Genomic DNA, 14,802 nt, shown 5'->3' with positions numbered 1-14,802 from the left:
GGAGACCTCGACGTCCTCCAGCGGGGCCAGCCGGTCCAGGAACTCGACGATCGTCACCTTCACGCCGTAGTTGTGCAGGACGTACGCGAACTCGATGCCGATCGCGCCGGCGCCCGCGATCACGATGGACTGCGGAAGGTCCTCGGCGAGGATCTGTTCCTCGAACGTCACGACCCTGGCGCTGCGCTTGGTGCCGGGCAGCAGCCGGGGCGTCGCCCCCGTGGCGATGATGCAGTGGTCGAAACCGATGGTCCGGGTCTCGCCGTCGTAACCGGTTACCCGCAGCGTGCGGTCGTCGACGAACGCGCCGCGCCCGTCGAACTCGGTGATCTTGTTCTTCTTCATCAGGTAGTGGACGCCCTTGACCCGGCCGTCCGCGACCTTGCGGCTGCGGCGGAACGCCTCGCCGTAGTCGAAGGAGACCTGCCCCTCGACCTTGATGCCGAAGGTCTTCGCCTCGCGCGTGAAGATGTGGGCGAGTTCGGCATTGCGCAGCAGGGCCTTGGTGGGGATGCAGCCCACGTTCAGGCAGACGCCGCCCCAGTACTTCTCCTCGACGACCGCGACGCGCTTGCCCAGCTGGGCGGCCCGGACCGCGGCCACATAGCCGCCGGGACCGGCGCCCAGGACCACGACGTCGAAGCGTTCGTCCTGCTCGACCATGGGAGGGTTCCTCTTCCGTAGGTACCGTTTCCTTCTACCTCGGGAAACGGTACCCACGCAGCCCCGCTCGTGCCTCGCGCTACTGCGTGGCCGTGGGCCGGCGTGACGCGGCCGTCGCACGGTCGACGTCGGTCAACGGCCGCAGCCGGTAGGTGTACGCGTAGTCCCGGTCGGCGAACAGCTTGTACTCGTCGTGGGTGTGCGCGCCCCAGCTGTTGTCGCCGCCGACGCCCATCTGCCGGTGGTTCAGGCGCAGTACGACCTCCTTGCGGGGCGTGAGCTGGTAGTCGTGGCGGGCCCCGACCGAGAGGTCCTCGGGGGTGAAGTGCGAGGCGTTGACCTCCAGGAGGGGTTCGCCGGAGACGAGCAGACCGGCGCCCTCGCCGTCGGTCAGGGCGACCCAGCGGACGTCCGTCTTGTTGCCGTTCTCCTGCGGCCGCAGGTAGGAGGTCCACTGGCCGGTGACGGTGCCGGAGTACAGGCCGACGTCGGTGGCGTCGTTGCGGTCCCAGTGGTTCTCCTCGGGGCCGCGCCCGTAGTAGTGCAGGTGCTCCAAGCGGCCGGGCAGGAACAGCAGCGTGCCCACCTCCGGGATGTACGGCAGCGAGGCCGCGCCCGGGTGCAGGGTGTTGTCGACCTTGATCTCAGCGTTTCCGAAAACGGTGTAGACGGTGGTGTACGTGGACGGCGTCGTCGTGGGCAGGGTGCCGGCGACCCTGATCTCGACGGCCCGGTCGTCGCGCAGCGCCCGTACGCTCACGCCGGTCACCGTGCGGCGGGCGCCGGCGTCGCGCCAGGTCTGGTTGCGGGTGTGCTGGCCGTTTCCCCGGTCGTTGTCGGTGGGGGCCCGCCAGAAGTTCGGGGCCGGTCCGGAGGAGATCAGCCGGGCGCCGCCGGCCTCGTACGAGGTGATGACGCCGGTCTTCTTGTCGACGACGACCGAGAAGTCCTCGCCCGTGACGGTGACCGACGCGGCGCCGTCCCGGTGGCCGAGCGCCGGGACGCCGTCCAGGGACACGGGCGTGACAGCGGGGCTGCCTGCGTCGACGGCGAGTTGCTGCCTGGCCACCTCGAAGCCGGCCTTCGCCCACTTCGTTGCCTCGCGGGAGGTGAACGACAGCTGCAGGAAGTACTCCGCGCCCGGCGCCGGGTCGCCCGGCGCCCTGAAGGGCACGGTGATGTCCTTGGCGGACAGCGGCGCCACGTCCAGCTGGGCGCGGCTCAGCTTTCCGCGCTGCACGACTGCGCCGTCGCCCACGAGCTCCCAACGTCCGTCGAACGCACGGAGGTCGGTGAAGAGGTATTCGTTGGTGAGGGTGACCGCGGCTCCGGGGGCGAGCCGGTCGCCCGAGGCCGGTGCGGCGTTGATCGCCTGGTAGATCCGCTTGACCTCGGCGGACTTTCCGGTGAGTCCGCGGTCGGCGGTGACGATGCCGTCGCCGGAGAAGGCCCCGTCGTTGGGGTTGTCGCCCCAGTCGCCGCCGTAGGCGTAGAACGTCCTGTCGCGGGGCCGTTTCTCGGTCAGGCCGACGGTGGCGGCGTCGAACCAGAACCGGACGCCGTCGTCGCCGGGGCCACGGTCGCCGGCGGCCAGTTCGACGGCGCTCAGCGCCCTGGCATGGACCCGGGCCCGTCTGACGGTGCCGCTGAACTCGCGGGTCGGGTTGTCGACATCGGTGGCCAGGGACAGCGGCGCGGTGTTGACGGCGGGGCGCACGGTGGTGCTCCGGGTGGCCCGGACCGAGCCGTCGACGTAAAGGGTCAGGGTGCCCGCCGCCGCGTCGAAGACGCCCGCCACATGGTGTTCGACGCCGGTCCAGCCGTCCGGCAGCGCCCAGCTCGCGGTGATCCACTGGCCGCTGCCGTAGATGAAGAACTCCAGCCTCTGGTTCGTCTGCTTGAGGGCGTACTGGGTGTCGCCCTTGGCCAGGATGGGCTGGTGGTAACCGGTTACGTGCGGGGTGATCCAGGCCTCCAGGGTGAGAGACCCGGTGAGGTCGAGCGTGGCGTCACGCGCGAAAACGGTTCCGCCGGAGACGCCCTCCTCGCGGGTGAAGGCGCCGCTCGGGGCGACGATCTCGCCGCGCAGGGCGGCGGGCCCGGTCTCGGTGAGCAGGGTGCGGGCCGGGGTGGGCCAGTCGAGGGCCTGGTCGACGAAGTCCCAGATCCAGCCGCCCTGCAGCACCTCGTGGCGGCGGACCAGATCCCAGTACTTCTTGAAGTTTCCGCTGGAGTTCCCCATCGCGTGGGAGTACTCGATCATCACGTACGGCCGGGTGTCGGCCGTGTCCTTGGCCCGCGCCTCGACGCGGGCGGGGCTGTCGTACATCTCGGAGCGGATGTCGCTGATGCCGGGGCGGTCGTCGCCCTCGTACTGGATGACACGGGTGGTGTCGTAGGAGCGGATCCAGTCGTGCATGGCGTGGAAGGTGCTGCCGCCGCCCGCCTCGTTGCCGAGCGACCAGATGACGACCGACGCGTGGTTCTTGTCGCGGTGGACCATGTTCTGGGCGCGGGCCACACACGCCGCCGTCCACTCGGCGTGGTCGCCGGGGTACTCGCCCCGGATGCCGTGGGTCTCCAGATTGGTCTCGTCGACCAGGTACAGACCGTATTCGTCGGCGAGTTCCAGCCAGAGCGGGTTGTTGGGGTAGTGCGAGGTGCGGACGGTGTTGATGTTCAGCCGCTTGATGATGCCGATGTCCTCGACCAGGTCCGCGCGGGTGAGCGCCGAGCCGCGGATCGGGTGCATCTCGTGGCGGTTGGTGCCGCGGAGGGAGACCGGCTTGCCGTTGATGCGCATCAGCCCGTTCCGCAGCGCGAACTCACGCAGGCCGACGCGGTGGGAAACGGTTTCGATCACCTTGCCGGCCGGGTCGCGCAGCCGGAGCACGGCCGTGTAGAGCTCCGGGTGCTCGGCCGACCACAGCCGGGGCGCGGGCACGGCCTTCGCCGCCTGGACGGTCTTCTCCTCGCCGGAGCCGAGCGCGACGGCCTGCTGCAGCGGCCGGGACCACACCGGGTGCCCTTCCGCGTCGTAGAGCTGGGTCTCGACCGAGTAGCGGCCGGCGCCGTCCCCGCCGTAGTCGCGCACATGGGCGGTGACCGACAGTTCGGCCGCCTTGTGGTCGTCGCTCAGCGGGGTGTCCAGCCGGAAGTCGCGCAGGTGCACGGCCGGCGTGGAGTACAGGTAGACCGAGCGGAAGATGCCGCTCAGCCGGATCATGTCCTGGTCCTCCAGCCAGTCGCCGTCGGAGTAGCGGTAGACCTCCACGGCGATCTGGTTGGCGCCCGGCTTGAGGTGCGCGGTGATGTCGTACTCGGCCGGGTCGTAGGAATCCTCGTGGTAACCGACCATCTCCCCGTTGATCCACACGTAGTGGGCGGATTTGACCCCTTCGAAGTGAAGGAAGGTCCGTCTGCCCGCCCAGCCGCGCGGGACCGTGAAGGAGCGGCGGTACTGGCCCACGGGGTTGTAGCGGGTGGGGGCGACGGGCGGCTGCGCCTCCTCGCCCAGGCCGTTGGGGCCCCACCACGGGTAGGTGATGTTGATGTAGATCGGTCGGTCGTAACCGTGCAACTGCCAGGCGGAGGGGACGGGGACGGTGTCCCAGTCGCTGTCGTCGACGTCGGTCCGGTGGAAGTCGACGTCCCGGTCGTCGGGGCGGTCGGCGTGCGCGAACTTCCACCGTCCGTCGAGGCTCAGCCGGTACGGGGAGCGGGTGCGGTCGGCGGCGAGGGCCTGGTCGAGGTCGGCGTACGGCATCAGGGTGGTGTGCGGCGCTTCGGTGCCGAGGCGGAAGACGTCGATGCGGCCGTTCCACTCGGGCGTGCCGTCGGCCGCGACGGCCCGGTGGGCGGTGGGCGGTCCGGACAGGGCGAGCGCGCCGAGGGCGGCCGCCGACCCTTCGAGGAGACGACGACGGCTGACGACCGCCCGGGGCGGGCGATCCGGCTCTACCCGCTCGGGGCTGTCCGGCTCCACCCGCTGCAGGCGGTCCGGCCGGTCCATGGGCGACACATGCGGGTGCGACATGACCACGACCTTCCTCAGGGCGAACCGTGCGGCTTCGCACGGACGGAGGGTGCGTCAGATCTTGTCCACTCCTGTTGATAAAACGAACATTGACGCGCCGAAATGACCGAATATCAACTCTCTTCGGCGCAACGCGACTTGATGCAGAGAAAACCCGTCGGTAGGCGTCTCTAGTAGACGTCCTTCACATACCGCTTGTCGGAGGCGAGTTGCTTCACATAGGCCGCCGCCTCCGGCTCGCTCAGACCGCCGTGGACGACCGCGACCTCGCGCAGGGCCCGGTCGACGTCCTTCGCCATACGGGAGGCGTCGCCGCAGACGTAGAAGTGGGCGCCGTCCTGGAGCCAGGACCACAGGTGGGAGCCGTGCTCGCGAATCCGGTCCTGGACGTAGATCTTGACGCGCTGGTCACGGGAGAAGGCCGTGTCCAGACGGGCGAGGGTGCCGTCGGCCTGCAGCGCGGTGAGGTCGTCCTGGTAGTAGAAGTCCGTCGCCCGGTGCTGCTCGCCGAAGAACAGCCAGTTGGGCGCCCGGTGCCCGCGCGCCCGGCGCTCCTCCAGGAACCCGACGAACGGCGCCACCCCGGTGCCCGGTCCGACCATCACCATCGGGGTCGCCGGATCGGCGGGCGGCCGGAAGTGCGGGGAGCGCTGCACATGGACCGGGACCTCGGTGCCGGGCGCGGCGTCGGCGAGGAAGGGCGAGCAGACGCCCTGCCGGGGGCGGCCGGCCAGGTTCTCGTACCGGACGACGGAGACGGTGAGCGAGACCAGGTGGGGGTCGGTCAGCGGGCTGGACGATATGGAGTACAGGCGCGGCTGCAGCCGTCCCAGCACCTCGGCCCACTCCTGTGCGTCGGCCCGGACGCCGGACTCGGCCGCCACGTCGACGGCCTGCCGGCCCCAGGACCATTTCGCCAGCTCGTCCTTGTTGTCGGGGCGCAGCAGTTTGCGCAGCTCGCGCGGGTCTCGGGTGCGGTCGGCGGTGAAGCGGAGCAGGGCCGGGGTGATCCGGGTGATGTCGAGATGGCGCAGCAGTGCCTCGCCGAGGGCTACCTCACCGACGCCGTTCACCTGCACGCACGCGTGCGCGTCGAGCCCGGTGACGGTCAGCCACTCCGCCACCAGCTCCGGGGAGTTGAGGGGCCGGACGCCGAGCGCGTCGCCGGCCTCGTAGACGAGCGGGGTCTCGCTGTCACGGGTGTCGAAGGTGAACCGCCGGACCTCCTTGCCGGACCCGCTCAGGCTGAGCAGCCGGTTGCCGGTGAGGCGGGCCGTGACGGGGGCGGGACGCCGGGCGCGGGGCGGGGCGGCGGGAACGGCCTCTGTGACGACGACGGGAACGGCGTCCGGGGTGAGCGCGGGCGGCGACCCCGGGGCGGGGGACCCGGCGGGTACGGCGGGCATCGGGGGCATCGGGGCCGTGGGCGGGAGTTCCGTGGGGAGGTGTTCCGTGCGGAGGTGTGCCGTGGGGAGGTGTTCCGTGGGGAGGTGTTCTGTGGCTTCCTTGAGCGCGGTGACGACCTGGTCGAGCCAGGCCTCCGCCTCCGTCTCGTAGTCCGGTTCGCAGTCGGTGCGCGGGGCCAGCCGGACCGCGCCGAGCTCGTCCAGCCGGTCGTCCAGGCGTCGGCCGTGTCCGCAGAAGTCGTCGTAGGAGGAGTCCCCGAAGGCGAGGACGGCGTAGCGTCGGCCTTCCAGGCGGCCGGTGCCCAGCTCGGCGAGGCCGTCCCAGAAGCCGGCGCCGTTGTCGGGGGCGTCGCCGTCGCCGAAGGTGCTGGTGATCAGCAGCAGGTCGGCGCCTGCGGGCAGGGCGGCTGGGTCGGCCTCGTCCATGGCGACGAGGGAGGCCGCGTGGCCGCCCGCGGTGAGCCGTTCGGCGGTGGCGGCGGCGAAGTCCTCGGCGTTGCCGGTCTGCGAGGCCCACAGGATCACGACTCGCCGCGTCGGGAAAGCGGTCTGGGTCGGGGTCGCGGTCGGCGCGGGCGGTACGGCCCCGGTGCGGGAGTACATGCCGGCGAGGGTGCCGTTGACCCACAGGGCGTGCTCGGGGCTGAAGGGCGCGTCCGGCGGCAGGACCGGCACGCCCGGGGCGCCGGCCGGGATACCGGCGAGGAAGCCGACCAGATAGCGCCGTTCCAGCTCGCTCAGGACCGGCGGCGGGCTGGGCTCCAGTCCGAAGACGGCGGCCGCGGAAGACTGGACGGCGGACGGCTGGACGGCGGAGGGCCCGACGGCGGTGGGGACGACAGCCGCCGACGGCCGTGCGGCGAGGTTCTGCGCGGCCGGGTTCCGCACTGCCAGGTTCTGCCCGGCCGGGGTCTCGGCTGCCGGAGCATGGACGGTAACCGGTGTCGACACCTTCGTCAGCGACACCGCGCAGACCTTCAGCTCGGGCTGGAAGGACAGCGGGTCGACGGCGTCGCTCGTGACCGCGTTGACGCTCAGGTACTCGCCGAAGAGGTCGTTCCAGTGGAACGGCGCGAAACAGGAGCCGGGCAGGACGCGGTCGGTCACGACGGTCGGCAGCACGGCCCGCCCGCGCCGGGAGGCGACCTCGACGGAGTCGCCGTCGGCCAGGCCGAGCGCGGCCGCGTCCTCGGGGTGCACCTCGACGAACGGGCCGGGATCGAGCTTGTTGAGCTTGGCGACCTTGGCGGTCTTCGTCAGGGTGTGCCACTGGTGCTGGAGACGGCCGGTGTTCAGCACGAACGGATAGTCGTCGTCCGGCATCTCGGCGGCCGGAACGTGCGGACGCGGGTGGAAGACGGCGCGGCCGGACGCCGTGGAAAACGTGAGGGAACCGTCTTCGTTCACATAGCGGATCGGGTTGCGGTCGGGCCCGTCGGCGGTGGCGGCCGGCCACTGCACCGGGGTGTCACGCAGCCGCTCGTAGGTCACTCCGCGCAGGTCGTAGCCGGTCTGCGGATTGTGGGCGCGCTTGATCTCCTCGAAGATCTGCTCGGCGCTGTCGTACGAGAAACCGCTCTCGTAACCCATCGCTCGGGCGACGGCCGCGATGAGCCGCCAGTCGGCCGTGGCCTCGCCGGGCGGGTCGGCGGCGGGCCGGGCGAGGGTGAGGTTGCGCTCGCTGTTGATCAGGACGCCCTCGGTCTCGGTCCACAGAGCGCCGGGCAGGACGACGTCGGCGTACGCGTTCGTCTCGGTGTCGGCGAAGACGTCCTGGGTGACGACGAACTCGGCGGCCTCCAGGCCCTCGATGACCGTCCTGCGGTTGGCGACGGAGGCGACCGGGTTGGTGCAGATGATCCAGCAGGCCTTGATCTCGCCGTCGGCCATCTTCCGGAACATCTCGACGGTGCCCTTGCCGACGCCGTCCGCGCGGATCGCGCCCGGTTCGAGCCCCCACAGCTCCTCGACGAAGGCGCGGTCGGCGTCGACGAGGACGGAGCGCTGGCCGGGGAGTCCGGGCCCCATGTAACCCATTTCCCGGCCGCCCATGGCGTTGGGCTGGCCGGTGAGGGAGAAGGGACCGCTGCCGGGGCGGCAGATCGCGCCGGTCGCGAGATGCAGGTTCACCAGGGCGTTGGTGTTCCAGGTGCCGTGCGTGGACTGGTTGAGGCCCATGGTCCAGCAGCTGGTCCACTCCCCCGCCTCGCCGATCAGCCGAGCAGCCTCGCGCAGGTCGGTCTCCGGGATGCCGGTGAGCTCCGAGACGGTCGCGGGCGGGTAGTCGGCGAGGAACTCCGGCATCGCCTCCCAGCCCTGGGTGTACGCGGCGACGAAGTCGGGGTCGGTGTGCCCGTTCTCGTGCAGAAGATGCAGCAGACCGTTCAGCAGGGCCAGGTCGGTACCCGGCTTGACCTGCAGAAACAGATCCGCCTTCGCCGCGGTTGCGGTGCGCCGCGGATCGACGACGATCAGCTTGGCGCCCGCCTTGACCCGGTCCATCATCCGCAGGAACAGGATCGGGTGGCAGTCGGCCATGTTGGAGCCGATGACGAAGAAGACGTCCGCCTTGTCGAGGTCCTCGTACGAGCCGGGCGGGCCGTCGGCGCCCAGAGACAGCTTGTAACCGGTTCCGGCGCTGGCCATGCACAGCCGGGAGTTCGACTCGATCTGGTTGCTGCGGAGGTAACCCTTGACGAGTTTGTTCGCGAGGTACTGCGCTTCGAGGCTCATCTGCCCGGAGACGTACAGGGCGACGGCGTCCGGGCCGTGCTCGTCGACGATCGCGCGCAGCCGCCGTGCCGTCTCGGCGACCGCCGCGTCCACGGGGGCGGGCTCGGGCTCCTCGCCGCGGTCCGAGCGGACCAGGGCGCTGGTCAGCCGGCCGGGCGCGGCGAGCATGTCGGCGGTGGTCGCGCCCTTGGTGCACAGCCGGCCGAAGTTCGCCGGGTGCTGCTTGTCGCCGACCGCTTTCAGGACCGTACGGCGGCCGTCCGGTCCGCGGCCGATGTCGAGGACCATGCCGCAGCCGACGCCGCAGTACGAGCAGACCGTGCGCACCTTCGTCTCGGTCGCGCTGTCGGTCCGCGGGTCCGGCACGGCCACGGGCGCCCCTTTCGTTCTGCGGTCCTGCTGACGATCGGCCTGGTGAGAGCCTCTGCAAGCCTCTGTGACGGTACGAACCGCGCATTACGCAGGTGTCTCCCGGACCGGCCGCCAGGAGTTAACCCCGGCGCACAGCGCAGCGCGGCCGGGTGTGAGCGCCGCCTTCCGCTCCGCAGGTAGGAAGGCTACCTGGGCGGCCACGCAGGGGTTCCAGGACCGGAAGCGAGAGCAGAAGCCGGCGGGCGCAGGCCGGATCAGTGCGAGGGGGCCGCGGCCGAGCCCGCGCCGAAGACACGGTTCGTGCAGCTCGCCGGTCGCTCCCGGACCTCCTCACGGGCCACGCCCTTGTCGTCGGCCGGGCCGGGGATGCGGTGCAGCAGGTCGCGGGGCATCGAGCGGGGCGTCGGCTGCCTGCGCGCGGAGCACAGCGCTCAACCGAGGCGCGCGGCGAACGCCGTGTAAGCCTGTTCGTCGAAGAGGACGAACGTGACCGTCTCCACCGAGGTCTGCGTCGCGCGCACCGTTTCCACCGCGATCCGGGCGGCGTCCTCCATCGGCCATCCGTAGATGCCGGCGGAGACCGCCGGGAAGGCGACGGAGCGCGCGCCCAGCTCGTCCGCGACCCGCAGCGACTCCCGGAAACAGGAGGCCAGCAGCTCGGAGCGGTCCTCGCCCGCGCTGTACACCGGGCCGACGGTGTGGATCACCCAGCGGGCGTCCAGTTCGCCCGCCGTGGTGGCGACGGCCTGCCCGGTGGCGAGGCCCTTGCCGTAGTGCGAGGCGCGGAGCCGACGGCAGTCGTCGAGGATCGCGGGGCCGCCCCGGCGGTGGATCGCGCCGTCGACACCGCCTCCGCCGAGCAGGGAGGAGTTGGCCGCGTTGACGATGGCGTCCACCGACTGCCGGGTGATGTCGCCCTGGACGAGCGTGATCGTGGTCATGGCTGCGTGTATAGCAACGGGACCGGCCGATCGCTCGGCTTTATCGCCGTTGTCGCCTTTATCGCCGTTGCCGCCGCAGGCTGCGCCACACGGCTTTGGCCGCGTTGTGGCCCGACATGCCGTGCACGCCCGGGCCGGGCGGGGTGGCCGCGGAGCAGATGAAGACGGCCGGGTGCGGGGTGGCGTACGGGAAGGCGGTCAGCTTGGGGCGCAGCAGGATCTGGAGCCCGGAGGCCGCGCCGGAGGCGATGTCCCCGCCGATGTAGTTGGCGTTGCGGGCGGCGAGCTCGGCGGGCCCCGCGGTGGCGCGGGCGAGCACGCGGTCGCGGAAACCCGGGGCGAACCGCTCCAGTTGGCGTTCCATCGCGTCGGTGAGGTCGCCCGTCCAGCCGTTGGGCACATGGCCGTACGCCCAGAAGACGTGCTTGCCGGCCGGGGCCCGGGTGGGGTCGACGACGCTGGGCTGCACCGTGATCAGGAAGGGTCTGTCGGGCGCCCGGCCCTCCCGGGACGGGGCGCGCAGGGCGGCGCCGATCTCCGCGCTGTCCGCGCCGATCTGCACGGTGCCGGCGGTGCGGGCCTCCTTCGCGGTCCACGGAACCGGGCCGTCGAGCGCGTAGTCGATCTTGAAGACGCCCGGTCCGTACTTGTAGCCCGCGTAGTGGTCGCCGAAACCGGCGATACGGGCGAGGGCGGTGGGCGAGGTGTCGAAGACGTACGCGCGGGCCGGCGGCAGATCGTCGAGGCGCTTGACCTCGTAGTCGGTGTGGACGCTGCCGCCGAGGTCCTCCAGGTAGGCCGCCAGGGCGTCCGAGATGGACTGGGAGCCGCCGCGGGCCACCGGCCAGCCGCGGGCGTGCGCGGCGAGGGCGAAGACCAGGCCGACGGCGCCGGTGGCGAAGCCGCTCAGCGGGGCCATGACATGGGCGACGAGGCCGGCGAAGAGGGTCTTGGCCGGCTCGTCCCGGAAGCGGCGGGTGAGCCAGCTGGACGGGGGCATACCGACCAGGCCGAACCGGGCCAGGGTGACCGGGTCGCGCGGGAGCGCGGTCAGCGGCAGCGACATGAAATCGCGGACCAGGGTGTCCCACCTGGGCAGGAAGGGCTCGACCAGACGGCGGTACGCGCCCGCGTCCCGTGGCCCGAAGGACGCGGCCGTCTCGGCGACCGAGCGGGACAACACCGCGGCGCTGCCGTCGAGGAACGGATGCGCCATGGGCAGCTCGGCGTGCAGCCACTCCAGGCCGTAGCGCTCCAGGGGCAGGGCGCGGAACGCGGGCGAGTTGATGCCGAGGGGGTGCGCGGCGGAGCACGGGTCGTGGCGGAAGCCCGGCAGGGTGAGTTCCTCGGTGCGGGCTCCTCCGCCCACGGTGTCCCGCGCCTCGAAGATCGCCACGGAGAAGCCGCGTCGGGCCAGCTCCACCGCCGCGGTCAGCCCGTTGGGCCCCGCTCCCACCACGACCGCATCGAGCATCGACGGCACTTCGACCCCTTCGTCAGCCGGTGACCGCCGTAAACCGGTGGCCCCGCAGTCAGGATATGCCGGGGGTACGACAACGCCCGCGGCCCGGGGGCCCGAACCGGCCGGAACGCCGAACCGGCCGAGACGCCCGTGTGGCTCGGCAGGATGCCCCGGATCGCTCGGCACGGGTCCGGGTCGCTCGGCGCTGCGCCCGGTCGCTCGGCGGGGCGGCCGGTCGCTCGGCACGATGCCCGCGCGGCATCAGCCCGCCCCCAACGCGCCACACCCCGACGCGCCACCCCGTACCGCGCTGCTCTGAACCGGCCCCGCGCCGCCCCGCACGGCCCCGCGCCGCCCCGCCCCGCTCAGGCGATGTCGCGAAGCCGGTCGACGCCCGAGAGCAGTCCCGAGACCCTGCGGGCCGTCGCCGCGTCCCGGGCCGCCGTGAAGGGCAGGGCGTTGCCGCCTGTGACGCGGAACGGCTCGCCGGTGAGGGTGAGGTGGGCGCCGCCCGCCTCCTCGACCAGCAGCAGTCCGGCCGCGTGGTCCCAGGCCGCTTCCCAGGAGAAGGCCGTGGCGTCCAACTCGCCCCGGGCGATGGCGAGATACTCGAGTCCGGCGGATCCGCACGCGCGCGGTGCGACGCCGTCCGTCCACAGCGCGAGCAGGGCGCGCTTCTGCGCGTCGGTCGTGTAGTCGGGGTGCGAGGTGGCCACCGTCAGGTCGCGGCCGGGCTCGGGCGGACCGGCGAACAGCCGCTCGCCGTCCAGGAACGCGCCGCCGCCCTTGACGGCCGTGGCCAGTTGGTCGCGGGCCGGAGCGTACGTCCAGGAGGCGAGCAGGACGCCGTGGCGGACGAGTGCGACCAGGGTGCAGAAGCCGTCCTCGCCGCGCACGAACTGTCGTGTCCCGTCGACCGGGTCGACGATCCACACCGGTGCGTCGCCCTGTATCGCCTCGTACGTGGCCGGGTCGGCGTGCACGGCCTCCTCGCCTACGACGACCGAGCCGGGCAGGAGGGCGGCGAGGGCCTTGGTGAGGAACAGCTCGGCGCCCCGGTCGGCGTCCGTGACCAGGTCGTGGGGGCCGCTCTTCTGGTCGACCTCGTGCGCCGCGAGCTGCCGGAAGCGGGGCATGATCTCGGCCGCGGCGGCCCCGCGGACCGCCTCCTCGACGTCGGCCGAGCGGCGGGCGAGAAACTCGTCGATGGTTTCCTTGTCTTCGATCATGCCTCCATGAGAGCACGCCCCACTGACAATCCCCGCCCGCAGGGTGCATCACGGGTGGAATCGGGATGAAGAACCGGAACGCGCACCCGTCAACAGGAACGCGCTCCCGTCAGCGGCCCACCGCGTATCCCTGCATCCCGCGCGGGTTCGCGGCCGCGAGCAGGATCCCGGTCTCCGGGTCGCGGGCGACCGCGCACAGCCGGCCCTCGGACCACGGGTCGCCGACGGTGACGTCGTGGCCGCGCCGCCGCAGCTCCTCCACCACCTCCGCCGGCATCCGGGACTCCACGGTGACGCTGCCGGGCCGCATCCCGCGCGGGTAGAACGAGCCGGGGAAGCCGTCGTTGTGCCAGTTCGGGGCGTCGATCGCACCCTGGAGGTCGAGGCCGCCGCGCACACGCGCGCGTAGGGCGACGGCGAGGAGGAAGTGCAGCTGCCACTGGTCCTGCTGATCGCCGCCGGGCGTGCCGAAGGCCAGTACCGGTGCCCCGTCGCGCAGCGCGATCGAGGGGCTCAGGGTGGTGCGGGGGCGGCGGCCCGGCGTCAGCGAGTTCGGCAGGCCCTCCTCCAGCCACGTCATCTGCAGCCGGGTGCCGAGCGGGAAGCCCAGCTCGGGCACGACCGGGTTGGACTGCAGCCAGCCGCCGCTGGGCGTCGCCGCGACCATGTTGCCCCAGCGGTCCACGACGTCGAGATGGCAGGTGTCGCCCCGGGTGACCCCGTTCGCGCGGATCTCCGGCTCACCCGGTGCGAAGGACGCCGGGCCCCGGGCGACCGTCGGCTCGCCCGCGCCCAGGGGGCTGAAGCCGGGGTCGTCCGCAGCCGCCACGCACGCGTGCGTGCTCAGCCGCGGGGTGCGCCCGCCGGGGCTGCCGGGCCGTACCTCGTAGGAGGCCTTGTCGCCGATCAGTCGCCGCCGGTCCGCGTTGTAGTCGGCGGCGAGCAGCTCGCCGAGCGGGACCTCGGCCGCGTCGCCGTACCAGGCCTCGCGGTCGGCCATGGCGAGCTTGCAGCCCTCGACGAGGAGATGGACGTAGTCGGCGGTGCCGTACCCGGGCAGCTCGGCCGGGAGCAGGGCGAGCTGCTGGAGGAGGGCGGGGCCCTGGCTCCACGGGCCCGCCTTGCACACGGTCCAGCCGTTCCAGTCGTACGTGGCCGGCGCCTCGTAGGACGCGGACCAGGCGGCGAGGTCGGCGGCCGTGAGGGTGCCGGTGTGCCGCGCGCCGCTGGTGTCCAGCGTGGGCCGGGCTGCCTGCCGGACGAGCGCCTCGGCGACGAACCCGGTCCGCCACACCTCCCGCGCGGCCTCGATCCGCGCCTCCCGGTCGCCCGCCCGGGCGGTGGCGGCGGTCTCGGCGAGCAGCCGCTTCCAGGTGGCGGCGAGGGCGGGGTTGCGGAACAGCGCGCCGGGCCGCGGCGCCTGCCCGCCGGGCAGATACACCTGCGCCGACGACGTCCACTCCGTCTCGAAGAGCTCCCGGACCGTCTCGACGGTCGCGCCGACGTTGTCCACGGGCGCGTGCCCGTGCTCGGCGTACCCGACGGCGTACTTCAGGACGTCGTCGAGGGACTTGGTGCCGTGGTCGCGCAGGAGCAGCATCCAGGCGTCGAACGCGCCGGGGACCGCTGCCGCGAGGGGCCCGGTTCCGGGGACGAGGTCCAGGCCCAGCCCGCGGTAGTGGGCGACCGTCGCGCCGGCCGGCGCCACGCCCTGGCCGCACAGCACCCGCACCTCGCCGCCGACCGGGGCGAGCAGGATCGGGACCTCGCCGGCGGGCCCGTTCAGGTGCGGTTCGACGACGTGCAGCACGAAGGCGCCGGCGACGGCCGCGTCGTAGGCGTTGCCGCCGTCCTCCAGGACGGCCATCGCCGACTGCGAGGCCAGCCAGTGCGTGGAGGACACCATTCCGAACGTGCCCTGGAGGGTGGGACGGGTGGTGAACACAACGGGCTCCTCACT

Annotated in this window: 8 protein-coding genes; all 8 read right to left on the bottom strand. The window is 72.3% G+C overall.

Going from position 1 to position 14,802, the window contains the following annotated elements; translation table 11 throughout:
- The coding region (locus ACWCPF_RS38535) for an FAD-dependent oxidoreductase (protein ID WP_451049790.1) at window positions 1-663 on the bottom strand (663 nt) is incomplete at its 3' end.
- A 79-nt stretch (window positions 664-742) separates the two neighbouring features.
- Window positions 743-4,699 carry a glycoside hydrolase family 2 TIM barrel-domain containing protein gene (locus ACWCPF_RS38530; protein WP_451049789.1) on the bottom strand — a complete coding sequence of 1,319 codons (3,957 nt, stop codon included), beginning with the start codon at window positions 4,697-4,699 and terminating at the stop codon, window positions 743-745.
- A gap of 170 nt (window positions 4,700-4,869) precedes the next feature.
- Entirely contained in the window at window positions 4,870-9,126 is a 4,257-nt protein-coding gene (locus tag ACWCPF_RS38525) for a molybdopterin-dependent oxidoreductase (RefSeq protein ID WP_451049797.1), read from the bottom strand.
- Window positions 9,127-9,464: 338 nt separating this feature from the next.
- A complete protein-coding gene (locus tag ACWCPF_RS38520; protein WP_451049788.1) occupies window positions 9,465-9,602 on the bottom strand; it encodes a hypothetical protein in 138 nt (45 codons plus the stop codon).
- 39 nt (window positions 9,603-9,641) lie between these two features.
- Window positions 9,642-10,151 carry an O-acetyl-ADP-ribose deacetylase gene (locus ACWCPF_RS38515; RefSeq protein ID WP_451049787.1) on the bottom strand — a complete coding sequence of 170 codons (510 nt, stop codon included), beginning with the start codon at window positions 10,149-10,151 and terminating at the stop codon, window positions 9,642-9,644.
- Window positions 10,152-10,209: 58 nt separating this feature from the next.
- Window positions 10,210-11,625, bottom strand: a complete 1,416-nt coding sequence (locus tag ACWCPF_RS38510) for a phytoene desaturase family protein (RefSeq protein ID WP_451049796.1) — start codon at window positions 11,623-11,625, stop codon at window positions 10,210-10,212.
- Between the two features lie 353 nt (window positions 11,626-11,978).
- Entirely contained in the window at window positions 11,979-12,842 is an 864-nt protein-coding gene (locus ACWCPF_RS38505; protein ID WP_451049786.1) for an inositol monophosphatase family protein, read from the bottom strand.
- Between the two features lie 109 nt (window positions 12,843-12,951).
- On the bottom strand, window positions 12,952-14,787 hold the full coding sequence (locus ACWCPF_RS38500; RefSeq protein WP_451049785.1) for a gamma-glutamyltransferase family protein: 1,836 nt from the start codon (window positions 14,785-14,787) through the stop codon (window positions 12,952-12,954).
- Between the last annotated feature and the right edge of the window lie 15 nt (window positions 14,788-14,802).

This window comes from Streptomyces sp. NPDC001858 (genome assembly GCF_053594615.1).
This window is presented reverse-complemented; position numbering and strand designations above follow the sequence as displayed.